Annotated in this window: 21 protein-coding genes; 12 read left to right on the top strand and 9 right to left on the bottom strand. The window is 35.0% G+C overall.

Features of this window, described 5'->3' with window-relative positions; all coding sequences use genetic code 11:
* Positions 1-66 precede the first annotated feature (66 nt).
* From MTX13_RS08995 to MTX13_RS08985, 3 genes are read left to right on the top strand one after another with little or no spacing between them, the layout of a single operon-like run.
* Positions 67-1,083 (top strand): DHH family phosphoesterase, encoded by a 1,017-nt coding sequence (locus tag MTX13_RS08995; protein ID WP_250434257.1) that lies wholly within the window; start codon positions 67-69, stop codon positions 1,081-1,083.
* The gene (gene gldI / locus MTX13_RS08990; RefSeq protein ID WP_250434256.1) at positions 1,080-1,619 is read left to right on the top strand and encodes a gliding motility-associated peptidyl-prolyl isomerase GldI; all 540 of its coding nucleotides are present in this window, start codon (positions 1,080-1,082) and stop codon (positions 1,617-1,619) included. Before MTX13_RS08995 ends, gldI begins: the two co-directional genes overlap by 4 nt.
* Positions 1,620-1,668: 49 nt before the next feature.
* Positions 1,669-2,850, top strand: a complete 1,182-nt coding sequence (locus tag MTX13_RS08985; protein ID WP_250434254.1) for a peptidylprolyl isomerase — start codon at positions 1,669-1,671, stop codon at positions 2,848-2,850.
* 61 nt (positions 2,851-2,911) lie between these two features.
* Here the strand turns inward: MTX13_RS08985 and MTX13_RS08980 are convergent, their stop codons facing one another.
* Complete coding sequence (locus MTX13_RS08980; protein ID WP_250434252.1) at positions 2,912-4,372, bottom strand: aminoacyl-histidine dipeptidase; 1,461 nt, start codon at positions 4,370-4,372, stop codon at positions 2,912-2,914.
* A 73-nt stretch (positions 4,373-4,445) separates the two neighbouring features.
* Here MTX13_RS08980 and MTX13_RS08975 point away from each other — a divergent pair, with 73 nt between their 5' ends.
* From MTX13_RS08975 to MTX13_RS08955, 5 genes are all read left to right on the top strand, one after another.
* Positions 4,446-5,513: a DUF3810 domain-containing protein gene (locus MTX13_RS08975; protein ID WP_250434250.1), complete on the top strand. Its 1,068-nt coding sequence runs from the start codon at positions 4,446-4,448 to the stop codon at positions 5,511-5,513.
* Positions 5,514-5,595: 82 nt separating this feature from the next.
* Positions 5,596-8,568 (top strand): amidohydrolase family protein, encoded by a 2,973-nt coding sequence (locus MTX13_RS08970; RefSeq protein WP_250434249.1) that lies wholly within the window; start codon positions 5,596-5,598, stop codon positions 8,566-8,568.
* Positions 8,569-8,580: 12 nt separating this feature from the next.
* On the top strand, positions 8,581-9,885 hold the full coding sequence (locus MTX13_RS08965) for an amidohydrolase family protein (RefSeq protein ID WP_250434247.1): 1,305 nt from the start codon (positions 8,581-8,583) through the stop codon (positions 9,883-9,885).
* Between the two features lie 70 nt (positions 9,886-9,955).
* Positions 9,956-10,750 carry a TrmH family RNA methyltransferase gene (locus MTX13_RS08960; RefSeq protein WP_250434245.1) on the top strand — a complete coding sequence of 265 codons (795 nt, stop codon included), beginning with the start codon at positions 9,956-9,958 and terminating at the stop codon, positions 10,748-10,750.
* Positions 10,751-10,755: 5 nt separating this feature from the next.
* The gene (locus tag MTX13_RS08955) at positions 10,756-11,988 is read left to right on the top strand and encodes a M48 family metallopeptidase (protein ID WP_250434243.1); all 1,233 of its coding nucleotides are present in this window, start codon (positions 10,756-10,758) and stop codon (positions 11,986-11,988) included.
* A 9-nt stretch (positions 11,989-11,997) separates the two neighbouring features.
* On the opposite strand, the gene MTX13_RS08950 is transcribed toward MTX13_RS08955, so the two are convergent.
* Positions 11,998-12,642 carry a sterol desaturase family protein gene (locus MTX13_RS08950; protein WP_223034025.1) on the bottom strand — a complete coding sequence of 215 codons (645 nt, stop codon included), beginning with the start codon at positions 12,640-12,642 and terminating at the stop codon, positions 11,998-12,000.
* Positions 12,643-12,758: 116 nt separating this feature from the next.
* Here MTX13_RS08950 and MTX13_RS08945 point away from each other — a divergent pair, with 116 nt between their 5' ends.
* Together MTX13_RS08945 and MTX13_RS08940 are read left to right on the top strand one after the other, a co-directional pair.
* Positions 12,759-12,995 (top strand): hypothetical protein, encoded by a 237-nt coding sequence (locus MTX13_RS08945; RefSeq protein WP_250434241.1) that lies wholly within the window; start codon positions 12,759-12,761, stop codon positions 12,993-12,995.
* Positions 12,996-12,997: 2 nt separating this feature from the next.
* On the top strand, positions 12,998-13,312 hold the full coding sequence (locus MTX13_RS08940; protein WP_250434239.1) for a DUF3784 domain-containing protein: 315 nt from the start codon (positions 12,998-13,000) through the stop codon (positions 13,310-13,312).
* Here MTX13_RS08940 and guaB read toward each other — a convergent pair.
* Complete coding sequence (guaB, locus tag MTX13_RS08935; RefSeq protein ID WP_250434236.1) at positions 13,309-14,781, bottom strand: IMP dehydrogenase; 1,473 nt, start codon at positions 14,779-14,781, stop codon at positions 13,309-13,311. The two genes, MTX13_RS08940 and guaB, sit on opposite strands and share 4 nt — an antisense overlap.
* Positions 14,782-15,070: 289 nt before the next feature.
* Between guaB and MTX13_RS08930 the strand changes: the two genes are divergently transcribed.
* Positions 15,071-17,290: a TonB-dependent receptor family protein gene (locus MTX13_RS08930; RefSeq protein ID WP_250434235.1), complete on the top strand. Its 2,220-nt coding sequence runs from the start codon at positions 15,071-15,073 to the stop codon at positions 17,288-17,290.
* A gap of 57 nt (positions 17,291-17,347) precedes the next feature.
* On the opposite strand, the gene MTX13_RS08925 is transcribed toward MTX13_RS08930, so the two are convergent.
* From MTX13_RS08925 to MTX13_RS08915, 3 genes are read right to left on the bottom strand one after another with little or no spacing between them, the layout of a single operon-like run.
* Complete coding sequence (locus tag MTX13_RS08925) at positions 17,348-18,211, bottom strand: hydroxymethylglutaryl-CoA lyase (RefSeq protein ID WP_250434234.1); 864 nt, start codon at positions 18,209-18,211, stop codon at positions 17,348-17,350.
* A 44-nt stretch (positions 18,212-18,255) separates the two neighbouring features.
* The gene (locus MTX13_RS08920) at positions 18,256-19,020 is read right to left on the bottom strand and encodes a hypothetical protein (protein ID WP_250434232.1); all 765 of its coding nucleotides are present in this window, start codon (positions 19,018-19,020) and stop codon (positions 18,256-18,258) included.
* A gap of 5 nt (positions 19,021-19,025) precedes the next feature.
* Positions 19,026-19,640, bottom strand: coding sequence for a LysE family translocator (locus MTX13_RS08915; RefSeq protein ID WP_250434550.1), 615 nt, complete (start codon positions 19,638-19,640; stop codon positions 19,026-19,028).
* An 87-nt stretch (positions 19,641-19,727) separates the two neighbouring features.
* Here MTX13_RS08915 and MTX13_RS08910 point away from each other — a divergent pair, with 87 nt between their 5' ends.
* Positions 19,728-20,639, top strand: coding sequence for a T9SS type A sorting domain-containing protein (locus tag MTX13_RS08910; RefSeq protein ID WP_250434230.1), 912 nt, complete (start codon positions 19,728-19,730; stop codon positions 20,637-20,639).
* Here MTX13_RS08910 and MTX13_RS08905 read toward each other — a convergent pair.
* The 3 genes from MTX13_RS08905 to MTX13_RS08895 all read right to left on the bottom strand — a co-directional run bounded on the left by MTX13_RS08905 (position 20,629) and on the right by MTX13_RS08895 (position 25,484).
* Positions 20,629-21,645, bottom strand: a complete 1,017-nt coding sequence (locus MTX13_RS08905) for a quinone-dependent dihydroorotate dehydrogenase (protein ID WP_250434228.1) — start codon at positions 21,643-21,645, stop codon at positions 20,629-20,631. The two genes, MTX13_RS08910 and MTX13_RS08905, sit on opposite strands and share 11 nt — an antisense overlap.
* 55 nt (positions 21,646-21,700) lie before the next feature.
* Positions 21,701-22,240: an ion channel gene (locus MTX13_RS14430; RefSeq protein WP_250434226.1), complete on the bottom strand. Its 540-nt coding sequence runs from the start codon at positions 22,238-22,240 to the stop codon at positions 21,701-21,703.
* Positions 22,241-22,370: 130 nt separating this feature from the next.
* Entirely contained in the window at positions 22,371-25,484 is a 3,114-nt protein-coding gene (locus tag MTX13_RS08895) for an efflux RND transporter permease subunit (protein ID WP_250434225.1), read from the bottom strand.
* Between the last annotated feature and the right edge of the window lie 5 nt (positions 25,485-25,489).

Below are 25,489 nucleotides of genomic sequence, written 5' to 3'. Positions count from 1 at the left end.
AAAAGTAATGCATTTCTTAAGAAAAACAATATTAAGCGATATTAAAAAATTGTATATTCGTGCCCTATGACAGAACAGGCAATACAAGAGGTAAAAGTTTTATTACAATCACCAAAGCAAATCGTGATTGTTCCGCATAAAAACCCTGATGGCGATGCTATGGGCTCTACTTTAGGATTATACCATTTTTTAAGAAAGTTCAATCATGAAACTACTGTAATTGCACCAAATGATTATCCCGAATTTTTAAAATGGCTCCCTAACGAGGATACTGTTCTTAAATACGATTCGCAAAGCGACGTTTGCAACAAACTTATTGAAGATGCTGATATTATTTTTACATTAGATTTTAATGCACTTAACAGGGCTGGTGATATGGAGTTTTCACTACAAGAGAGTCGCGCCATTAAAATCATGATAGATCACCATCAACAACCAGATGATTATGCACAATATATGTATTCTGATGTTGCTATGAGTTCTACCTGCGAAATGGTTTACAACTTTTTTGAAATGCTTGGTTATACAAGCAAGATCGACGTCAATATTGCCTCTTGTCTTTATACTGGTATTATGACCGATACAGGTTCCTTTAGATTTCCGTCTACAACAAGCCAAACCCATCGTATTGCAGCAGCACTTATAGATTATGGTGCTAATCACGCCGAAATTCACAATGCCATTTACGATACCATTTCTTATGACCGTTTACAATTATTAGGTTGTGCGCTAACAAATTTAAAAGTCATTCCAGAGTTTAAAACAGCCTACATTACCTTATCGCAAGAAGAATTAAACAAATATAATTTTAAGAAGGGCGATACCGAAGGTTTTGTTAATTATGGTTTATCACTGAATAATATAATTTTTGCAGCCATTTTTATTGAGGATCAGCAGCAGAATATCATTAAAATTTCGTTGCGATCTAAAGGCGACTTTTCAGTAAACGAATTTGCAAGAGCTCATTTTGATGGTGGCGGACATACCAATGCTGCAGGAGGAAGAAGCGAATTAGATTTACAAAACACCGTTGAAAAATTTATTAGTATATTACCAAACTATAACAATGCCCTAAATTCATGAAGCCTTTTGCATATATAATATTGTTATTTCTAGTTATAACTGCGTGTAAATCTCCTGAAGCACGCAGGCCTATTTCTGCTAAATCAGGGTCGTTTATCGATAAATCGGTCGCACGTAATATTCAACTTAATGAGAGGGAAGAACTCATGTTTCAAGACCTAATGGAAGCCGATACAACTAAAAATTACGAAGCTTCAGAAAATGGATTTTGGTATAGTTTCAAAAATCGGGTGAATGATTCCTTAATAACACCTTCATTTGGAGATACAGTAGTTTTCGATTATAATATAAAAACCAGCAATGGAGAAATTATTTATTCCAAAGGCGATTTAAAAACGCAACGCTATATAATGGACAAGCAAGAATTATTTAGCGGTTTACGCGAAGGTTTAAAGCTTATGAGAGCTGGCGAATCGGCGACTTTTCTTTTCCCTTCACAAAAAGCTTATGGCTACTATGGTGATGAAAATAAAATAGGCACCAATGTTCCTATAATGTGTGATGTAACCGTACATACAATTAACCCAAATAAATAAAACCTATTCAAATAATTAATTTATCAGTATGAAATTATTCAAACAAACAATGAAATTATTAGTCTTAACACTCTTGTTAAGCCTAACGTCATGCGGACAAGAAAAATATCCAGATTTAGAAGATGGACTGTATGCCGAAATAGTAACTAATAAAGGTACCATGGTTGCTAAACTGTTTTATACAGAAGCACCTGTAACAGTTGCCAATTTTGTATCCCTTTCAGAAGGCACACATCCAAAAGTTGCCGACACATTAAAAGGAAAGCCTTTTTACAATGGTTTAACGTTTCATCGTGTTATGGATAAATTCATGATTCAAGGTGGTGATATTTTAGGCACAGGAGCTGGCGGACCAGGTTATACATTTGGAGATGAGTTTAGCCCAAATTTAAGACACGATAAGCCAGGTGTATTGTCCATGGGAAATAGAGGTGTAAACACGAATGGTAGTCAGTTTTTTATTACAGAAGTACCAACACCTTGGCTAGATGGTTTAGACGCCAATGGAAGTTTAAAGAATTGTGAAAACCCAAGAGTTGGCTGTCATAATGTTTTTGGAGAATTGGTTATAGGATTAGAAGTACAAGATACCATTTCAAATGTAGAAGTTAACAAGTCGAATAACAAACCCATTGAAGATGTTGTTATTCAAGAAGTAAATATTATTAGAAAAGGTGCCGATGCAAAAGCTTTTGATGCTCCAAAAGTTTTTACTGAAGAATCCGAAAAACTAGCGGAAAAATTAGCAGCAATTAAAGCTGAAGCAGAGCAAAAGGTTAAAGAATCTGCAGCAAAAGCGGCAGAAGCTTTTCTTGAAAACAATAGTGATTTACCTGGACCAGTTAAAAAACTAGACACAGGTGTAATTATGATTTATATCAACGAAAGCAACGGTGAAAAGCCAAGTAGTGCAGATCGTGTTTTACTGAATTATGCAGGTTATTTTGAAGACGGCCGTTTGTTCGATACAAGTTGGGTAGATGTCGCAAAAGAAAATAATGTTTATAACGAACAGCGTGACAAACAAGGTGGTTATAAACCGCTAGAAGATGCTTATAACGCAACTTCCAGAACAGTTCCTGGTTTTAGGGAAGCAATGCTTAATATGAATGTTGGTGATAAAGTTCGTGTGTTTATCCCATCGTATTTAGGTTGGGGAGCACAAGGTTCAGGACCAATTCCACCTAATGCCAATGTTATTTTTGATATTGAATTGGTTGGTATAAAATAACTAAAATCAAAATCATAAAAAAAGCAGCTCGTTGAGCTGCTTTTTTTATTTAAACCCTGTATTACTTTTTCGGAATCTGTTTTAAAATTTCCAAAACAAAGTTCCAATATTTTTGAACCGATGATATTTGTGCGCGCTCATCAGGTGAGTGAGCCCCTTTAATGTTAGGCCCAAAGCTTATCATATCCATATCTGGGTAGTTTTGTCCCAAGATACCACACTCTAATCCCGCATGGCAAGCAGCCACATGTGGTTTCTCATTATTCATTTCTACATAAATACGCTCTAGAACTTTCAAGATTTTAGAATCCATATTCGGCTTCCAACCTGGATAATCTCCTGAAAATTCTACCTCACAACCTGTTAGTTCAAAAGTAGCACGAAGCATATTGGCCAAATCCCATTTCGAACTTTCAACGGAAGAGCGTGTTAAGCATTCAATCTTAATACCTCCTTCTTTTATAGATACCTTTGCAATATTATTTGATGTTTCCACTAAATCAGGAATATCGGCACTCATTCGATATACACCATTGCAAGCAGCATACAAGGCTCTGGTAACTCCTTCCTGAACACCTAAATCCATAATTGTTTTTGGTGTATCGCATTTAGAAACTATAATTTCCAAATCGGGTTCCATGGTATTAAGTTCCGCTTTGATGGTTTGGGCTAATTGTGCCATTTCCATAATAAAAGCGTCTTCGTGAATAGCATCAATTGCAACAATGGCATGGCTTTCGCGTGGTATAGCATTACGTAAACTACCACCGTTAATTTCAGAAATACGCAAACCAAAATTCTCAAAACCATCAAACAACATGCGGTTCATTATTTTGTTGGCGTTACCCAACCCTTCGTGTATTTGCATACCTGAATGCCCACCTTGTAGTCCTTTTACGGTTATAGTATAACCAATTTTGAACTCAGGTGTTTCCTCTTCATTATAAGTTCTGGTAGCAGTAACGTCTACACCTCCAGCACAACCCACTCCTATTTCGTCATCCTCTTCAGTATCTAAATTCAGTAGAATATCGCCTTTCAACAAACCACCTTTTAAACCCATTGCTCCTGTCATTCCCGTTTCTTCATCTATTGTAAATAATGCTTCAATTGCAGGATGCGGAATATCTTTACTTTCTAAAATGGCCATAATAGTCGCAACACCCAATCCGTTATCAGCACCCAGAGTCGTTCCTTTGGCACGAACCCAATCACCATCAACATACATGTCTATGCCTTGTGTATCAAAATCAAATTCGGTGTCGTTGTTTTTTTGATGTACCATATCCAGATGCGATTGCATAACAACCGTCATCTTATCTTCCATTCCCGGAGTTGCTGGTTTTTTTATGATTACATTACCAACTTCGTCTTCAACAGTCTCCAAACCCAATTTGGAGCCAAATTCTTTCATAAAGGCAATAACACGTTCTTCCTTTTTTGATGGCCTTGGTACGGCATTTAAATCGGCAAATTTATTCCATAAAGTTTTAGGTTCTAATTCTCGTATAGCTTCATTCATTAGTCTAATTTTTTAAGTCGAACAAAGGTAATTAATGTATAGCGTATTACAAACATTTCGCTATTTTTGAATTATGCGAAGAAACCCAAAACTATATATTGCGCTTGCTTTAATTCCGCAACTTATAATTATTAAAATTCTGACCTACTTTCCAGAGTTTATTGAAAACTATTATAGCAATGGATTGTACCACTGGATTTCTAAAATTTCACGCTTTGTATTTGGATGGTTACCCTTTTCATTTGGCGATGTTTTTTATACGCTTTCAATACTATACGTATTAAGGTGGTTGATAAAAAACCGATGGCGTCTTATTAAAGATTTCAAAGGCTGGATAATTGATGTCGCTTCAGCAATTTCAGTAATTTACTTTGCTTTTCACTTTCTATGGGCTTTAAACTACTATAGACAACCGCTTCACAAGAACTTATCATTAGAAGCTGATTATTCAACAGAGCAGTTAATAGCTGTGACCAAAAAACTTATAGAAAAAAGTAATGCTATTCATCAAAAAATAATGACTAATGATAGCTCTAAAGTTGAATTACCTTATTCCAAAAAGGACATTTTAGAAATGACTCCTCTTGGATATACCAACCTTGAAAAAGAATATCCACATTTAGCTTATTCACCATCAAGTTTAAAAACATCGCTATATAGTTTACCACTCACCTATATGGGATTTAGTGGTTATTTGAATCCTTTAACCAATGAAGCCCAAGTTGATAGGCTGATTCCAACTTTTAAATTTCCAACAACCGCTTCGCATGAAATAGCCCATCAATTAGGATATGCTGCCGAAAATGAAGCCAATTTTATAGGCGCTTTGGCTGCTATTTATCACGATGACATCTATTTTAATTACAGCGGCTATACTTTCGCTCTTCGTCATTGCCTATTTGAAGTGTACAAAAGAGACCAGGATTTATACTTTGAACTAGTAGAAACACTTAATAAAGGAATTATTAAAAATTATCAGGAAGTTCAAATGTTCTGGGATTCCTATCAAAATCCTTTGGAACCATTTTTTAAAGAAACCTATGATAGCTTTTTAATTGCCAACAATCAAGCAAAAGGTATGCAATCTTATAGCTATGTTGTTGCCCTTTATGTTAACTATTTTCTTTCTCAAACTTCTTAAAATGTTAAAATAACCCATTTGAGCAACAGTCCACTACCGTTTGTTTATCTTTAGGCTTCAAAAATTTCTAACCAACTTTTTTATGATAAAAAATTTTATAGTTCCTGTTTTTTTATTGTGTTGTCTGTACACTTCAGCACAAAAATATTTTCCGAAAAACGACGGTGTAAAAGTTGAAAAATCCAATTACACCGCTTTTACAAATGCAACCATTTATACTTCTCCAGCCGAAGTTATACAGAACGCTACGTTACTTATTAAAGATGGTATGGTCGTCGCATCTGGCTCCAATGTTAACATACCGAAAAACTCGATAGTTTATGATGTTTCAGGTAAGTACATTTACCCATCTTTTATAGACGTATATACTAGTTTTGGTATACAAAATCCAAAACGTGCTGAACGTTCCAATGCTCCCCAATATGATGCTTCACGTGAGGGCTATTATTGGAATGACCACATTAGACCAGAGCAAGATGCTATTGAACATTATAATTTTGATGCCAAATCCGCAAAAGAATTTCGTGAAGCTGGCTTTGGTATAGTTAATACGCATATCTCTGACGGTATTATTCAGGGTACTGGAAGTATTATTGCATTGGCGCCTAATACAACTGATGCAGCTAGGATTTTGGATGATAAGAGTGGTCAGTTCTATTCAACTCGAAAAAGTGTAACGTCTAACCAAGCTTACCCGACATCATTAATGGGTACCATTGCCTTATTAAAACAAGTAAACTATGATGCCGATTGGTACGCCAAAGGGCTTTCTGAGGTAACTGACAGATCTTTAGAAGCGTTTAACCAAAATAAATCATTGGTTCAATTTATGGATGCTGGCAGTAAAGTAAATGCACTCCGTTTTGACAAGGTAGGTGACGAATTCAATACCCAGTTTGTTATTGTTGGTGGTGGTGACGAGTATGAAATGGCTCAAGCTATCAAAGCAACCAATGCTACATTTGTAATTCCAATAAATTTTCCTGATGCCTATGACATGGAAGACCCTTTCCTATCACAAGCCGTTGGGTTATCCGAATTACGTGAATGGAATCAACGACCTACAAATCCAAAAGTATTACATGATAATGGCATTGTGTTTTCACTAACTACCCATGATCTAAAATCTCCAAAAGAATTCAAGGGCAATCTATTAAAAGCTATTGAGTACGGTTTTGATAACCAGGCTGCATTAGAAGCACTGACAACCATTCCTGCTAAAATATTAGGAAAAGAAAATAAGCTAGGTAAGCTAAAAACTGGTTTTTATGCTAATTTTTTAATCACATCAGGAGATATTTTTGACAAGGAAACAACCTTATACGAGAATTGGGTAATAGGAGACAGACATGAAATTACTCCAATGGATGCCATTGATATGCGAGGTGACTATGAGTTTAATGTTGCTGGACAAAAATATGCAGTTTCTATTTCTGGTGATATCAGCAAACTTAAATCAAAGGTTAAAACTGATAACCATGAACTAGGTTCTAAAGTTTCCATGAGTGATGATTGGATGACCCTGATTTTTTCCGGTATCGATTCCACCAAACAAGATTATACTCGATTGACAGCAAAGATTGTTTCGACAAATAATTTTAATGGTGTAGCTATTTTACCAAATGGCAATGAAACCTCATTTTATGCCACAAAAAATGTAAAAGACGTTGTTTCAGAAAATAAAAAAGAAGGAAAAAGCGACTCAAAAGATTCACCAAAAGTATTCCCTATTACCTACCCTAATGAAGCCTATGGTTTTTCTGAATTACCAAAGCAACAAACCCTATTGTTTAAAAATGCAACAGTCTGGACTAATGAATCTAATGGTATTTTAGAACAAACTGATGTATTGATTAAGGATGGAAAGATTTCTAAAATAGGTAAAAACCTAAATGCAGGAAACGCCCAAGTTATTGATGCTACTGGGAAACACCTAACCGCTGGTATTATTGATGAACATTCGCACATTGCAACTGCAGCTGTTAATGAAGCTGGACATAATTCTACTGCCGAAGTGAGTATAGAAGATGTTGTAGATTCTGAAGATGTTGACATATACAGAAACTTGGCTGGTGGAGTTACTTCCATTCAAATATTACATGGTTCTGCAAATCCTATTGGTGGTCGTTCAGCCATTATAAAATTAAAATGGGGTGAAACTGCCGATAAATTGATTTACGATAATTCACCTAAATTCATCAAGTTTGCTTTAGGAGAAAATGTCAAACAATCCAACTGGGGCAACAATGTACGTTCTCGTTTTCCTCAAACCAGAATGGGTGTTGAACAAGTGTACATCGATTACTTTAACAGAGCAAAAGCTTATGATGCTGCTAAAAAAAGCGGAAAGCCTTACCGTAAGGATTTAGAAATGGAAGCTTTGTCCGAAATACTTAATAAAGAGCGTTTTATTTCATGTCATTCCTATGTGCAAAGTGAAATAAACATGCTTATGAAAGTAGCCGAACAGTTCAACTTCAACATTAACACCTTCACCCATATTTTAGAAGGATACAAAGTAGCTGACAAAATGCAAGCTCATGGCGTAGGTGGTTCAACTTTTAGTGATTGGTGGGCTTACAAATTTGAAGTAAATGATGCTATTCCCCAAAATGCAGCCATTATGCACAATCAAGGTGTTGTGGTTGCCATCAACAGTGATGATGCTGAAATGTCTAGACGATTGAATCAAGAAGCTGCCAAATCGGTTAAATATGGTGGTATTAGCGAAGAAGATGCTTGGAAATTTGTAACCTTAAACCCAGCAAAATTATTACATATTGACGATCGTGTTGGTAGTATTAAAGAAGGTAAAGACGCCGATGTCGTGTTGTGGAGTGACAATCCATTATCCATTTATGCCAAAGCCGAAAAAACAATTATTGATGGAACAGTCTATTTTGACATAGACCGTGACCAGCAAATGCGCAAAGACATGAAACGTGAAAAGAACGAACTTACAACCATGATGTTGCAGGCCAAAAATAAAGGTTTAAAAACCAAGCCTATTGAAAAGAAAGAGGATGAACTATTTCACTGTGATACCATAAACTAAAAAACTAGAAAGATGAACATAACAAAAATATATACCATTATTGCTTGTTTTTTAGTAACAAGCTTTATGCATGCCCAACAAGCACCAGCTTCAAAACAACAAAAAGCCATTGCGATTGTAGGTGCTACTGCCCATATTGGAAATGGGAACGTCATAGAAAACAGTGTCATCATTTTTGAGAATGGCAAAATACAGACAGTTGCCGATGGTTCCACCATTAGGATTGACAGGACTAAAAATGAAATCATTGATGCCCAAGGCAAACATGTATACCCAGGATTTATCGCTCCCAACTCTACGTTGGGATTGGTGGAGATTGATGCTGTTAGAGCCACAATAGACAGTGACGAAGTTGGGCAAATGAATCCTAATATCAGAAGTATTATTGCCTACAATGCTGAATCTAAAATTGTAGAATCTATGAGACCCAACGGTGTTCTAATGGGGCAGATTACACCACAAGGTGGTCGGATTTCCGGAACCTCATCCATTGTGCAATTTGATGCTTGGAACTGGGAGGATGCTACTGTAAAAGCAGATGATGCCATTCACGTAAATTGGCCAAATCCGTATTCTAGAGGTCGATGGTGGTTGGGAGAACCGAACGTATTAAAACCAAATGAAAATTATAGTGATCAAGTTACCGAATTGAGTGATTTCTTTGGAGCGTCTAAAGCCTATTTAGCTGGTGATAAAAACGAAAAAAACATATTATACGAAGGCATGTCGGGTATATTTAATGGTAGCCAAAAGCTGTTTGTGCATGTGAGTAATGAAAAGGGTATTCGTGACGCTGTTGAATTTACCAAAAAACACCAACTGAAAATGGTAATCGTTGGTGGTTATGATGCTTATAAAGTTGGAGCGCTTTTAAAACAAAACAATATTCCCGTTATTTTAAATGGTGTACATAGTAGACCCAATAGTGATGATGACGATTATGATTTACCGTATAAAGCAGCCAAATTATTGGTTGACCAAGGTGTTTTAGTCGGTTTGCAATCTGAAAGTCGAAATGAACGTATTAACACGAGAAACATTCCATTTTATGCAGGAACCTGTGTAGCTTACGGATTGGATAAAGAAGAAGCCTTAAAGCTCTTAACATCAAACACAGCTAAAATATTAGGTATTGACGATTTTTGTGGCACGTTAGAAGTTGGTAAAGATGCAACCTTATTTATTAGTGAAGGTGATGCCTTGGATATGCGAACTAATATTCTGACAAGAGTTTTTGTTCAAGGTCGTGATATTAGTTTGGAAACGCATCAAACGGAACTGGCAAAACGATACTCTGATAAATACAAAAATGAATAAATTAAAGGCGAGCAGTTAGCTCGCTTTTTTTTGGTTTGTTTATTTTTAATTCTACTTTTGTTTTGAAGTCATGAAAGCAATAACCAGTGTACAGAACCCATTTATCAAAGAGCTTTTTCAGCTTAAGGAAAAATCGCGTACCAGAAAAAAGTCTGGATTATTTCTTATCGAAGGATTTCGGGAAATTCAATTAGCAAACAAAGGAGGCTATAATTTAACGCATATTCTTTTTTTACCAGAATTAACCTCTGAACAAGAGGTTTCAAAATTATCAAATCACTCCATTGCATTGATTGAAATTTCAAAAGACGTGTATCAAAAATTAGCGCATCGTGATACTACCGAAGGTGTTTTGGCTGTTGCCAAATTCAAAGAACACAATATTGAAAATTTAACTTTCAACTCCAAAAATCCATTAATATTGGTTGCTGAAGCGCCTGAAAAACCGGGTAACATAGGTGCTTTATTACGCACAGCAGATGCTGCCAATCTAGATGCCGTAATTATTGCCAACCCTAAAAGCGATTTATACAACCCGAATATCATACGCTCTAGTGTCGGTTGTGTATTTACGAATCAAATTGCTACGGGAACTACTTCAGAAATTATTCAGTTTTTAAAGAAAAACAACATTTCTATTTATTGTGCCGCTTTGCAGGCCTCAAAAGGTTATCACACGCAAGATTATATAAAACCTACGGCAATTGTAGTAGGTACAGAAGCAACTGGATTAAGCGACGAATGGCTTCAGGAATCTACTCAAAATATTATCATTCCTATGCAGGGAGAAATTGATTCCATGAACGTATCTGTTGCAGCAGGAATTCTTATTTTTGAAGCCAAAAGACAACGCGATTTTAAGTAAATACCATGACTGCAAGTACCCTATTTTGGATAATTATAGCTATTATCATCATTAATTTTATTGTTGATAAAATATTGGATGCCCTCAACGCCAAACATTTTAATGAGGCGCTACCTGAAGAAATTAATGATGTGTATGATGACAACGCGTATAAAAAATCGCAAAGCTATAAGCTAACAAATTATAGGTTTGGTATTATTACATCAACATTTTCGTTGGTTTTAACACTCGTGTTTCTATTTCTAGATGGTTTTGAATATGTGGATAATATTGCTAGAAGTTATTCGAACAACCCTATAATAATTGCCTTGATTTTCTTTGGGATTATTATGATAGGAAGCGATATAATTACCATCCCTTTTTCGTATTACAAAACATTTGTAATTGAGGAAAAATTTGGTTTTAATAAAACCACAAAAAAAACATTTGTTCTAGACAAAGTAAAAGGTTGGTTGATGCTGGCTATTATTGGTGGTGGAATTCTAGCTTTAATCATCTGGTTTTATCAAGTAACAAAAGTCAATTTTTGGTTATATGCTTGGGGAACGATTGCTGTATTCACCGTATTTATGAATATGTTTTATTCGCGACTTATTGTCCCATTATTTAATAAACTAACGCCTTTAGAAGCTGGTGGTTTGCGTGACAAAATTTCGGCTTATGCTGAAACGGTTGGTTTTAAGTTGAATAAGATTTTTGTTATTGATGGCTCTAAACGCAGTACTAAAGCCAATGCCTATTTTTCTGGATTTGGCAACGAAAAACGGGTAACACTTTTTGACACGTTAATAAACGATTTGGATGAAGAAGAAATTGTAGCGGTATTGGCGCATGAAGTTGGTCATTATAAAAAGAAGCATATTATTTTCAATTTAATAGCTTCCGTTTTATTAACTGGGCTTACATTATATATACTTTCAATTTTTATATCCAATCCGCTTCTCTCCCACGCTTTAGGTGTAGAGACAGCTAGTTTTCATATAGGACTAATAGCTTTTGGGTTGTTATATTCGCCTATTTCAGAAATAACAGGATTAATTATGAATGTATTCTCAAGAAAGTTCGAGTATCAAGCAGACAACTATGCTAAAGAGACCTATAAGGCAGAACCGTTAGTTACATCGCTTAAAAAACTTTCTAAAAACAGTTTAAGCAACTTAACGCCACATCCTGCGTATGTGTTTATGCATTATTCGCATCCAACACTTCTAAACAGAATAAAAAATCTAAAACGCTAACTGCAGTGATTATTTTTTCCTTTGAGCTTTAGGAGGCATGGTTCCAAACACTTTATCCCAAAATGTATTAGACACTCCAAATGCTTTGTCAGGATATTGATAATGGTGCAAACTATGGTGCATCCATAAATTTTTAAAACGTTTTGGTGGTCTCATTACGTGGGTTGCTCTATGAACAAACGAATACATTAAATACCCTACAAAGAATCCAGGGAAAAAGCCATAAACCAACTGTGTATAGCCTGCAATCCAAAAAATCAAAAAGAAAAACCCAAATAATATAGATGCCAAGATTAACCCAGGTACTGGAGGCATAAGTAAACGCTCTTCATCTTTTGGGTAGTGATGGTGGGCACCATGCATGATAAAATGAAAGCGTTGTGACCATTTAGCTTCAGTTACCCAATGAAACACATAACGGTGTAACATATATTCGGCAAATGTCCAAAAAAATAATCCTACAATAAATAAACCAACAAATTGCAGAACGCTTAATCCCATAACTTCAATAGCCACATAACCTAATATTAAATTTGTTAGGCCATACACAATAATATTTGATATAGGATCAGTTTTGGTTAAACTTTCTAAAAACGGATTTTTAAAAATCTGCGCCTGACCAGCTTGAAATTCTGTCGTTACTCGTGGTTTCATAATTTCTTTTATTTAGATTTGGACTAAATGTTTTGCAAAATTACCTAATTTTATATAAATAATGAATTTTTGGTGTTATTTCCTTTTAACCATCATAAATAAGTGCCTATTTTGCTATGAGAATGTTGAAATTAATTTGGGATTTTAGAGGTCCTCTTGCTGAAAAAACAGCTGAACATCATGAAATCCATTTAAAGGATTATATAAAAACAGAACAATTAAATTTGAATATTACTGGCTTTCAAACCATTAACGATATGCACGCTATTGCATTTATGGTTGTACCAGAACATATTATGAAACCAATTCGCGATGCCTTAAAACCACATCGCGGACAATTATATCAGGAATAAATATGATAGCAACAGCAATTATTTTCGTCGTTTTAGGAGTTTTAATAAAACATGGAAGATTTTATAACCTTATTGCTGGCTATAATACCATGTCTAAAGAAGAGCAAGCAACTTACAACATTGAGAAAATAGCTACTCTATTTAGAAATGTCATGTTTGCTATGGCATTTTTAATTATTCTTAGCTATATACTAGCAAAACAATTAGAAAACGAGCAGATAAACTTCTATGCTATCATAATGGTGAGCATTATAGGCATTCCATATCTCCTAATTAAATCAAATTCTAAAGCTTACAAGAACAATAATTCCAATTAACGAGAATAGTTTGGTGATTCTTTCGTAATGGTCACATCATGTGGGTGACTTTCGTTTATTCCTGAAGCCGTTATTTTCACAAATTGACCAGTTTCCTTAAGCGTTTCAATGTCTTTAGCACCACAGTACCCCATACCAGCACGTAAACCACCCACAAACTGGTGAATACTTTCATTTAATTCGCCTTTATAAGGCACACGACCCACAATGCCTTCCGGAACCAGTTTCTTGATATCGTCTTCAACATCTTGAAAATAACGATCCTTACTACCTTGTTTCATAGCTTCAACCGATCCCATACCACGGTAAGACTTGAACTTTCTACCTTCGTATATTATAGTCTCTCCTGGAGATTCTTTAGTCCCTGCTAATAACGACCCTAACATCACACAATCAGCTCCTGCAGCAATGGCTTTAGGAATATCGCCTGTATAACGAATTCCGCCATCTGCAATAACAGGAACACCAGAACCTTTTATAGCAGCAGCTACTTCTAAAACAGCTGAAAATTGTGGAAATCCAACACCAGCAACTACTCGTGTTGTGCAAATAGAGCCAGGACCAATTCCTACTTTTACAGCATCGGCTCCAGCTTCAACTAAATACTTGGCAGCTGTTCCTGTAGCAATATTACCAACAATAACATCTAAAGTTGGAAATTTAGATTTTACATCCTTTAATACATTTACCACACCTTTAGTATGTCCATGAGCGGTATCAATTATTATGGCATCTACTCCTGCATTTACCAATGCTTCAGCTCTATCTACTGCATCGCCAGTTACACCAATGGCAGCAGCAACACGTAAACGACCAAAAGCATCTTTATTGGCATTTGGTTTTTGAGTTAATTTGGTAATATCTCTAAAAGTAATTAAACCTATAAGTTTATAATTTTCATCGACTACAGGTAACTTTTCAATTTTATTTTCTTGTAGAATATCTTCAGCATCCATCAACGATGTTCCCTGACCAGCTGTAACCAAATTTTCAGAGGTCATAACCTCCACTATTGGACGGTTATTATTTTTTTCAAAACGCAAATCACGATTGGTAACAATACCTTTTAAAACACCATTTTCATCTACAATAGGAATACCTCCAATACTATGTTCTGCCATATTTTCCTTCGCATCACGAACAATAGCCGTTAAGGGTAAGGTAACAGGATCGATTATCATACCGCTTTCTGCACGCTTCACCTTTCTAACTTTTGAAGCTTGCTCTTCAATGGTCATATTCTTGTGTAAAACACCAATACCGCCTTCCTGTGCCATGGCAATTGCCATTTTACTTTCGGTAACCGTATCCATAGCAGCAGAGACTATAGGTACATTGATGGTAATATTTTTTGTGAATTTAGTTTGAATATTGACTTCGCGAGGTAAGACTTCAGAAAAAGCAGGAACTAAAAGGACATCGTCATAAGTTAAGCCTTCTCCAACAATTTTGTTTTGATGTGCGATCATGATGCAATTACAGTTATAATTGCGTGCAAATATACGATTTTAATATGGATTTCTATTTTAATAGTATGTTAATAACATATTATGTCATTTTAAGAAAGGTTTTAGCTAAAACTAGTAGCAATTTCAGTCAATATAACAACGTAAAAAATTAACATGTGATAGCACATTAATAACCAGGTAATTACATTTTTTTATTTTTATTTATTCTAAATAAACTTGCGAGAAGTAATTTTTGCTACTACTTTTGCAGCCGTTAAATCAATTCTATTTATAATAAGTCTAAATAAAAATGAAATACTATTTATCACTATTTACAGTACTTTTAAGTTTATCTATAGTCGCTCAAAATGAAAAACCTCTTGATTCTGTTCAAGATTTAAGTGAAGTTATAATTTCTACAAACGTTATCTTTGGAAACAAATATGTAGCCAAAAATCGAACAGGTTCTGCCTACTACATTTCTCCTGAAGAATTAGCAAAATTTAATTACACAGATATTAACCGTGTATTAAGAACTGTTCCTGGGGTAAATATTTATGAAGAAGATGGTTACGGATTACGACCAAACATTAGTCTACGTGGAACGTCACCAGAACGTAGTGCCAAAATTTCTATTATGGAAGATGGCGTTTTAATTGCGCCAGCTCCCTATAGTGCCCCAGCTGCTTATTACTTCCCTTCTATTGCGAGAATGGAGGCCATAGAAATATTAAAAGGAAGTAGCCAGGTGCAATATGGGCCATTTACAACTGGTGGAGCCATTAATATGGTTTCGACTCAAATACCAGATTCATTTTACGGTAAAGTTTTTGGTAGTTATGGAACCTTTAACACAGGACAATTTCAGGCTAAAATTGGTGACAGTAAAGAAAATTTCGGTTATATGGTAGAATACTTGAACTATAATTCCGATGGTTTTAAAAATCTGTTGGACAACCAAAATACAGGCTTTGACAAAAATGATGTAGTTGCAAAATTCAGAGTAAACTCAAGTCATGATGCCAAAACTAAACAAGCATTAGAGTTTAAGTTTCAATATTCAGACGAAATTTCTAATGAAACCTATCTAGGATTAACTGATGAGGATTTTGAAACCAGTCCGTTTGATAGATATGCATCTTCCCAAGTTGATAGAATGGATACTGAACATATTCAATTTATGGCAACCCATAGCCTAGACTTCACACCTGATTTTAGAATTACGACAACAGGATATTATAACAGATTTCAACGCAACTGGTACAAATTAAATGATGTGACGTTAAATGGTGACCGTGTTGGAATTGCCAATATTGTCAGTAATCCAGAAACGTATGCTGATTATATGCAAATAGTAAAAGGTGAAATAAACTCTCCAGACGATGCGTTGCGAGTAAAAGCCAATAACAGGTTATACCATTCAAAAGGTATTCAAACTAAATTGGATTATCATTACAAAGGCGACAATACATTTCACGATATTGAAGTTGGATTACGGTATCACTACGATGAGGAAGATCGTTTTCAATGGGTAGATAATTACAAAATAAATAATCAAGGGTTAATGACTCTAACCACAGCTGGAACACCTGGAACTGATGCAAACAGAGTTAGTGCAGCCAAAGCATTTGCAGCCTATGCCATGTACAAATTCAGATATAATAAATTAACTGTAACACCAGGTCTACGTTATGAAAATATTATTCTTACTCGAGATGATTATGGTAAAAATGATGTGAACCGTTCAGGTATAAATTTAGCCTCTCGTGAGAATAAAGTTGATGTCTTCATTCCTGGAATTGGATTTAGCTATAAGTTTAATAACATGACATCCATTTTTGGTGGTGTTCATAAAGGATTTTCTCCACCTAGTAATCAGGTTGGGCAAAAACCAGAAGAAAGTATTAACTACGAATTAGGTTCAAGGTTCGCAGTTGCTGGTCTAACAGGTGAAGTTGCAGTTTTCTTTAATGATTACAGCAATCTATTAGGCAGTGATTTAGCTGCAACTGGTGGAACAGGATCATTAGAACAATTCAATGCAGGTGAAGTTAATGTTGCTGGTTTTGAAGCATTGTTAAACTACGATTTGCTTTCCAATAACGAGAAATTTGATCTGCCAATTTCATTTGGTTATACCTACACAAACGCTGAATTTCAAAATAGCTTTGGAAGCGATGATGATCTATGGGGCGAAGTTCAAGAAGGTGACAAATTACCTTACATACCAGAACATCAATTTAACCTGATGGTGTCTTTAGAGCACAAAAAATATGAGATAAATGCCAGTGGGCGCTATTTGGGAGAATTTAGAACAATGGCGGGATCTGGTGCCATACCAGAAAACGAAAAAGTTGATTCAAATTTTGTATTAGATTTTTCAGCAAAATACCATTTTAATGATCACTTTAGTTTAACTGGAAATATAATTAATGCCTTAGATACTACCTATGCCGTTTCAAGAGTACCTGCTGGATTAAGACCAGGTATGCCTTTTGCAGCTAATGCAGGATTAGAGTTTAGGTTTTAAAACTATGAATTAGTCTAAATTTATAAAGCTACTTGATTCAAGTAGCTTTTTTTATGATTAGTGAAATGCTGAAAATATTTTTGTCGCTTCGTTATAGGCACTCTCAAAACTCATAGCATTTAAATCAGATTTCTTTTTTGTTGTAAAATAAGACAGTAATTTTTCGGTTGGCATATTACCTGTTAGCTCATCTTTAGCCATTGGGCAACCACCAAAGCCTTGAATAGCGCCATCAAATCGCATACAACCTGCTTTATAAGCTGCGTCTACTTTTTCAAACCAAGTAGATGGTGTAGTGTGTAAATGGGCACCGAATTCTATTTGAGGATATTTGGGAATTAAGTTTGAAAATAGGTAGTCGATATTTTCCGGGTCTGAACTTCCAATGGTATCACTTAAAGACAAAATACTAACTCCCATCTTGCTTAAACGCTCGGTCCACTCGCCTACTATATCCACATTCCAAGGGTCGCCATAAGGATTACCAAAGCCCATGGAAATGTAGACCACAACTTCTTTATTGGACTTATCGGCTATTTCCAAAATCTCACTTAACGTTACAACAGATTGCGCAATGGTTTTATGTGTGTTACGCATTTGGAAGTTTTCCGATATCGAAAATGGATAGCCTAAATAATCAATTGCTGGATGTTGTGAAGCATCCTGTGCGCCACGAGTATTCGCTATAATGGCCAATAATTTACTTGTGGTTTTAGATAAATCTAATTGCGCTAAAACTTCAGCTGTATCAACCATTTGCGGAATAGCTTTGGGTGACACAAAACTCCCAAAGTCAATAGTATCAAAACCAACACGTAATAGCGATTGTATATATTGTACCTTTTTTTCAGTAGGAATAAAAGTCTTGATACCTTGCATGGCATCGCGTGGACATTCAATGATTTTAACCGATTTATTCATGGATTCCAAAGATAGTAAAGAAAACTATCTGCAAAAATGTTTTATCAAAAACTAATAGCTTCTGGAAATAACCATTTTCCTAAAAATCCAAACCAAATACCAAATCCTAAAATACCACCAATAAAACCAGAAACAATAAAAGTGAATCTATACTTAAAAGGAATAATCTTAAAAATGATAAACATAGAAACAGCTAAACCCATTAACATGGTTATTATTGGAACTACCCATTGGTTTAATCCCAATGCGCTTGATGTTCTAAATTCATCGCCATAAAATTGAGTTGAGCCAGAAATAAACATTGTTAAAGTTGCTGTAACTGTATTAAAAACTTCACGTAAAATGAACAATGCCAGAAAAACACCCAACCAGTCTAGAAATTTAAAATCACTACGATGTTTTGATTTTCTGAAGTAAAGTATAAAAAGCCCTATCAAACACGTTAAAATGGTTTGCACTGGACCACCAATAGTTATCAATAAATCATGAGTTTTATTGTTTGGAAATTTCTCTTGAATTTCGGCAACCAAATTATTGTAATGGTCTAATACTTTCTTATCTAATTCTTCAATATTTGTTATTCCTTCATCTTGAAACTTTTGCTCCAACTCTTCTAATTCTATAACATTTTTATCCTGGTTATAGTCTTTAGGCAAATGATACATACTACCATAACTTAAATACGTTTCATAACCAAAATATTTAGCAATGGCTATATGGCCTATTTCGTGGGAAAGTGTACCAACTATTGTAAAAACAATAAAGCTCAATATTACCCAAAGGAATGTTTTTTTATTAAAGTTAAACACTATCGTCAGATTAAAATTAAAATTGCAATACCTATAAACACCACTATTTGAAGCCATTTTAATACAGCCCCAACATTTTTATGTGATTTAATGTAATCTGATATTGTTCCTGACAATAACGCTATAGTTGAAAAAATAATTAAGGATACAGCCATAAAAACAAAACCTAAGACATAAAACTGAAGAACCGTACTTAATGTGTCGCTAAACAAAAATCCTGGAAAAAAAGCTAAAAAAAAGATGGTAACCTTTGGGTTCAGCACATTCATAATAAACCCTTGTTTAAAAAGTTGACCATACGTTTTCTTTGGGATGTGTTCGTTAGATAAATTTATAGTACTATGGCTTTTATAAACCTTAAAAGCCAAGAATACTAAATACAATGCACCTAAAAGCTTTATAACAAAAAAAAGCGTTTCACTCTCTTTGATAATTAGTGATACTCCAAAAGCCAATAATGTGGTATGAATTATACACCCAGTAATAAGCCCAAAGGTCGTTGCCAAGCCATATTTAAACCCATTTACCACACTTTGTGTTAACACATAAATGTTATCTGGTCCAGGCGAAATAGCTAATATTGATGTAGCCAGAATAAAAGATAATAGTATTTCTATGATTAATTATTTTAATTACAAACCAAAAATAGTCAAAAAGAAATTGTAAGCAATTGCTAATTAAGCGACCTAATATTAAACGCTTTGGCTATGAAAATAACTACTCTACTCTACTCAATATTAGCTTTTATTATTACGAATATTACATACTCGCAGTCTATAGCTACATATGATATAATATTTACGAGTTCTTGGAATTCAACTGATCATGGTACACTTCCAACCAATGCACATTGGTCTAGACTAGTTGGAGCCAACCACAATAGCAATGTCACATTTCTAGAAATGGGACAATTGGCAACTCAAGGTATTGAAGATGTTGCAGAATTGGGAGACAATACTGTTTTTATGGCCATTGAAGTGGAGCAAGCCATAAACAATGGAAACGCCGAACAGTATATAAACGGAAGCTCATTAGCCCATGCTACAGGTACTATTGAGATTATGGCTTTAGAGGTTAGCGAAGATTACCCGCTTTTAACGTTAGTTTCAATGATTGCTCCGAGTCCAGATTGGATGATAGCAATAAGCGGCATTAATTTAAGAGCGAACGATTCTTGGAGGACCACTATTTCTATTGATTTGTATCCTTATGATGCCGGTACTGATGATGGTGTCAACTATACATCTGCCAACGCCGATTCAAATCCTCAAGGTGTAATTACCAGTTTGGTTAACATTAGTCCTTTTAATGACCAAAAAATAGGAACACTTACCATTTCACTTCAAGATGTTTTAGGAGTAGAAGAATTTCAAAGCGAATCTGTTAAGTTGTTCCCAAACCCAACGACAACAAATTTCAATATTGCTTCAGCTCCCAACAATGTAGTAACAGAAACTACCATTTACAATGTATTGGGCAAACAAATCTTAAAGGTGGCAAACACTAAAAATAATAAGCTTCAAACTATTAATGTCGCCAATCTAAAAAAAGGAGTTTACCTTGTTAATATGAAATTTAAAAATGAAGAGTCTGTTTTAAAAAAGATTATTATCCATTAATAATGGCTTTATTAATCTGCTTGATAAGTTTAGGTCCTTCATAAATAAAACCCGTGTAAAGTTGTATTAAATCGGCTCCAGCATTAAACTTATCTAAAGCGTCTTGTACTGAATGAATACCACCAACTCCAATAATTGGAAAGGCCTTATTACTTTTCTCTGATAAAAACCGAATAACTTCTGTAGAACGATTAGCCAGTGGTTTACCACTTAAACCACCTGTTTCAGTTTTATTAGCACTTGTCAATCCATTTCGTGAAATAGTGGTATTGGTTGCGATAACACCATTAATTTTAGTGTCTTTAACGATGTCTATAATGTCCAACAATTGCGAATCCGTTAAATCTGGTGCTATTTTTAATAATATAGGTTTTGGCTTGCGCTTTTTGCTATTTAAATCTTTAAGTGTTTGTAACAATTTTGTAAGCGGCTCCTTATCTTGCAGTTCGCGTAAATTAGGTGTATTTGGCGAACTCACATTAACTACAAAATAATCGACATATTTAAATAGTGCTTCAAAACATGTTTTATAATCCTCTACAGCTTTCTCGTTAGGTGTCACTTTGTTTTTTCCAATATTACCTCCAATTAAAACACCTTTATTTTTCTTTAGTCTTTCAACAGCAGCATCTACACCACCATTATTAAAACCCATTCTATTTATTATAGCTGAATCGGATTGTAATCGAAACAACCGTTTTTTCGGATTGCCATCTTGAGGTTTTGGTGTTAGTGTTCCTATTTCTACAAAACCAAATCCGAAATTCGACAATTCGTTGAATAGTTTGGCATCCTTATCAAAACCTGCTGCTAAACCCACTGGATTCTTGAATTTCAACCCAAATAATTCGCGTTCCAATCGTTCATCTTCAACTTTATAAAGGCTATTTATAATACTAGAAACAAAAGGTAGTTTGTTAAAAAAACGAATAGTTGAAAACGTAAAATGATGAATTTTCTCTGGATCAAAAAGAAAAAATAGTGGTCGGATAAGTACTTTATACATGTTGCCTCTTTTATGCTGCAAAAATACAATTCTAATCGATGTTTACCATCCAATATTAGTCTTTTTGTGTATGTCTAATATACTTTTCAATAACAACTGCGGTAACAATCACCAAATAAAATTGACCAACCATACCTACTAATACAGAGGCTTTTTGCACTATCTCTGCGTTTGGAGTAATATCGCCATATCCTATGGTTAATAGTGTGATGTAACTAAAATAAATTAGCTCTTCAATTTTAGACGCTATTGGCATATCAAAGGGAATACCATTAAAAGAGCCTGGAGCAACCAATTCTATACAAAAAAATGTAAAAAACCCTAGAAGACCCAATGACACATAACCACTCATTAAACCAAAAATTACGCTTCTAGTTACTGTTTTTGCATTCCATACTTGGCGTATTATTTGATAAGTGACTAAACAATAAAATGCAAAGTAAGCTACCAGTCTTATATATCTAATAGAGTCGTCTTCATTATTTCCAACAGTCATAAATAAAAAAATGGCCAGTACTAAAACGAATATTCCAATAACAATTAAGACCTGCCTTTTGGTTTTTATGAAAAAGAGAATTCCAGATAGTATATTCACTAAAAACAATATTGGAGAAATACTATTTGCAAATAGGTCTTTTGGAAAAAATAAAGAACCGAAAAGCACGCAAATAAGACTAAAAAAGAACAACTCAAATCGATGTACATATAGCTTCTTCAAAACCATACTAATCATTCATTAGATCTTCATTAAACGTATAGTCTTTATAATGCACTTTGTAAAGCACACTGTAAAAAGATGGGATAAACAACAATGTTATAAACGTACCAAATAATAATCCAACCATGATACTGACAGCCATACCTTCCCACATTTCGCCGCCACTCAAATACAACGGAATTAAACCCAAAACGGTAGTAAAGGTCGCCAATAAAATAGGTCTGAAGCGCTGTAAGCAAGCTGCAATTATTGCATCCTGAATAGGTCTGTTCATTTCGTGCTCTTCAATTTGCATCCTATCTATTAAAACAATGGCATTATTGATTACAATTCCAGCCAACGATATCACACCCAAAAATGGCATAAAACCGAATGGTTCCTGAAATATTAGAAGCCCAATGACTACACCAATAATTCCTAATGGAATGGTTGAAGCCACCATGATTGTTTTTCTAACTGAATTAAATTGAATAATAAGCAATAATATAATGATGAATCCTGACAAAGGTAAATATCCAATTACTGCTCCCATATTTTCAGCCGTGTTTTCAGCATCACCGCCAAACTTATAAGTGTAACCTTCTGGCCAAGATTTGGACTCATTCTCTATCCAAGGTGTAATTTCTTTCATAATAGCCGAAGCATTACCATCATCATTCAACTCACTAGAAACCACAATAGTTCTATCAATATCCAATCGTTTTATTTTGGCGTATTGCCATTCTGGAACAATAGTAGCCACTTGACTCAATGGTACACTTTTGCCAGTATTTTGGGCATAAATATTTAAAGTTTCAATGGAAGCCAATGTTTGCTGTTGACTACCATCACTTCGCATAAGAATAGGGATTGACTTATCGTCTTCGCGATATTCACCTGTTTGAAAACCATCCAATACCGTTTGCAAGGAAGTCGCTATATCCTGATTGGAAACACCTGCTAAACGTGCTTTATTCTGATCGATATCCACCACAAACTTTTTACTTTTTGGCCCCCAATCATCTTTAACATTTTTGGTTCCAGTAATTTTTGATAACTTTTGTTTGGTTTGTTCTGATAAGGCTGCCAATACATCGGGATTATCGCCAGATATTTTTACCTCAATAGGTGTACCACCACCTCCTGAACCTAAAAGACTTACCTTAACATCAGCTTCTGGAAAGTTGTCGTAACAAAAAGCATCCAGTTTATTTACCAATTCGTTATTGTAAATCGCATCAGAAACATTTACAAGCATATGCCCATAACTCGCATCGGGTTCGTCAGGTGTGTAACCTAAATCATAGGATTCGGGTCCTTTACCAACATAAGAAGACCAATCGGTAATACCGTTTTCACGATTGGCATTAACCAATAACGAATCGCGCATATAAACTTCTAATTCTTCAACTAATTCTTGGGTTCGCTCAATGCGAGTCCCTTGGGTTAGATTAATATCTACCGTAATCATGTTACGATCACTATCTGGAAAGAAAATAAACGGAATTTTAGTAAAACCGTATAACGACAAAATAAACAAACCAACAATTACCAAAAGCACCGTTGCCTTAATTGATAAAGCTTTTAAAATCAAATCTTTATAATACCCCTTCAGTTTATAAATTACTTTATCAATAGTACTTGGTTCGCGTTCAGCTTTAGGTTTTATTTTTAAAAATAAAACGCAAAACAAAGTAATTACTGTTAGTGCTAATATCCATGATGACAACAAAGCCATTGAAATTACCACGAAAATTGGCCCAACAATATCTCCCATGGTTGATTCCGCCAAATAAAACGCTAAAAATGCTGCCGATGTGGTTAACGTAGAAATTAATAATGGCGTAAACAATTCTGAACAGGCATCAATTGCAGCCGTTTTCGCTTTAGCTCCATTTTCCATTTTTACCATAATGGTTTCGGCAACAACAATAGCATTATCTACCATCATACCCAATGCCATAATTAATGCAGCCAGTGTTACTTGGTTTAACCCCATACTAATCACACCCATGAGCATTAAGGTCATTATGGTAACAAGCGGAATTAAACTGGCTATAATAGCTCCTGTTCTAACACCCAAAAATATGAGCATTACCAGTAGTACTATAACAATGGATTGCATAAGATTGACGATAAAATCGCTAATCTTAACATCAATATAGGTATCTAACGAAGCCAACCTAACAAGTTCCAAGCCAACCGGAAGTCTTGTTTCCCATTCAGCCATTACTTTATTAACATCTTCACCCAATTGAATAACGTTAGCACCTTCTTTTAAGCTAATGTGCATAGAAATGGCTTCTTTACCGTTCACTTTTACAATTTGTGTAGGTGGATCGATATAACCTTTAACAATGTTTGTTATATCGCCCAAATAAACCATTTGAGTTCCGTCTCCAACTGGAATTAAAGTATTTTTTATGTCTTGTACCGAATTAAAGTTCCCTGTTGGTTCTAAAATAATACGTTCACTGTCTAAATTAACCTGACCACCCGAACTTAATATGTTTGTAGCTCCAATAGCTTGTTGCAATTTTGAAGCTGAAAGACCATATTCTTTTAATCGGGCATTATCAAATTCAACAAATACGCGCTCATCCTGTACACCTCCCAACTCCACTTTAGCAGCAAAATCCAGTTTTATTAAATCGTCTTTAATATCGTCAACATACTCTTTTGCTTCTGCATAGGAGTAACCATCTGAAATGATACCGACGGCAATTCCAAACACTTCTCCAATACCATCATCATCTAAAAAAGGGACTACATTTGAAGGGAGGCCTTCTAAAGCATCAAGTTTTCGTCTTAATCTATCCCAAACCGGTTGCAGTTTTTCAGGTCTTACTTCATCTTTTAATTCTACAGTAACTACCGAAAGACCTGCTCGTGATGTACTGGTTACTTCTTTTAATTCAGGTAACTCCTGTGAGACCTTTTCAACCTTATCGGTTACAAGCAGCTCAACACGTTCTGGACTAGCACCTGGAAAATTGGTTACAATATTAGCAACACGAACCGTATAAGGTGGCATACTATCTCGTGATAAACCTTGATACAAGACAATACCCATCAAAACGATAGTAGCTAAAACAGTAAAGGTAATTCTATTGCGCTCTATTGAAAACTTGGCTAAATTCATGTATT

Origin of the sequence: Hanstruepera flava (assembly GCF_023634025.1) — a bacterium.
GTDB lineage: Bacteria > Bacteroidota > Bacteroidia > Flavobacteriales > Flavobacteriaceae > Hanstruepera > Hanstruepera flava.
Note: the sequence above shows the minus strand (reverse complement) of the source record. Positions and strands in the feature narration are given on the sequence as shown.